Consider the following 1,425-nt stretch of genomic DNA (forward strand, 5'->3'; position numbering starts at 1 on the left):
ATGGGACTGAAGCAGGAAGCACAGGCGGCGCTGTTCTATGAGTTCTCGCTAGAGGATCATGTCCCACAAGATCATCTGCTGCGGTCGATTGATCGGTTCGTGGATCTGGATGACATACGGCAGCATTTGGCCGCGTTTTACAGCCACACAGGCCGCCCGTCGATTGACCCTGAACTGCTGATCCGAATGCTATTGGTCGGCTATTGCTTTGGTATCAGGTCAGAGCGCCGGTTGTGCGAAGAGGTGCATCTGAACCTTGCATATCGCTGGTTCTGTCGCCTTGAATTGTCCGATCCTGTGCCGAACCACTCAACCTTTTCCAAGAACCGGCACGGGCGTTTCCGTGAAAGCGCGTTGCTACGGTATCTGTTCGAGAAGACCGTGGCACGATGCATCGCTGACGGCTTGGTGAGTGGACAGCGCCTTGCGGCAGATGCCAGTTTGATTGAAGCTGACGCCAACAATCAGAACTCGACACCAAAAGAAGCCTGGGACATTAGCGCCATTGATCCCGCAGACGCGCCGCGCGCGGTTAAAGAGTATCTGAACGTCTTAGACGATGCTGCTTTTGGGGCAGCATCAGAGGTGGAGCCGAAGTTTACGTCGCACTCAGACCCAAGCAGTCAGTGGACTGCAGCGCGCAAAGGTCCAGCATTCTTTAGCTATTCCACCAACTACCTGATCGACACCGACCACAGCGTCATCGTGGATGTCGAAGGCACCAGATCAATTCGACAGGCTGAAGTTGGCTCTGTGCGCACCATGTTGGATCGGATCAAGGAGCAACATGATATTGATCCAGAACGGCTAATCGCAGACAGTGCCTATGGATCAGGGCCGATGTTGGGGTGGCTCGTTGATCGCGACATCAAACCCCACATTCCTGTTCTGGATAAAGCGGGTCGGACAGACGGCACATGGTCCCGTACCGAATTCGAATGGGACCCAGAAAACAATCAGTACATTTGTCCTGAAGGCGAGCCGCTCAAGCAGTTTCGTCGCAACTACTCAGATCCCAACCGTGGCCCCAACGGAAAAGGTGTCGCCAAGTATCAGGCGTTAAAACACACCTGCCAAGCGTGCCCATCGAAGATGAAGTGCTGCCCCAAAGCAGATGCCCGCAAGATCACACGTGAGGAACATGAAGATGCCCGTCAGGTTGCCCGCGATATTGCCAAAACCAAGCAATACAAAGTCTCGATGCGGCTCAGGAAGAAGGTCGAGATGCTCTTCGCTCACCTCAAACGTATCCTCAGGCTGGGACGGCTCAGATTACGCGGCCCATGCGGTGCAAATGACGAATTCCTCCTCGCCGCCACCGCCCAAAACCTCCGCAAACTAGCCAAGATCTTTCCTGCACCGCAGCAAACGCGCAAAGCGTGATAGGAAAGGTGCCCGCGCCAGATTTGGAACAGCTATTTCTGC

Annotated in this window: 1 protein-coding gene; it reads left to right on the plus strand. The window is 54.6% G+C overall.

Annotated features, from left to right (window positions below):
- On the plus strand, nt 1-1,383 hold a 1,383-nt coding region (locus C8N45_RS22920; protein ID WP_108389378.1), incomplete at its 5' end, for an IS1182 family transposase.
- Nucleotides 1,384-1,425: the final 42 nt, after the last annotated feature.

It is taken from the genome of Yoonia sediminilitoris, from assembly GCF_003058085.1.
Taxonomy (GTDB): Bacteria; Pseudomonadota; Alphaproteobacteria; order Rhodobacterales; family Rhodobacteraceae; genus Yoonia; species Yoonia sediminilitoris.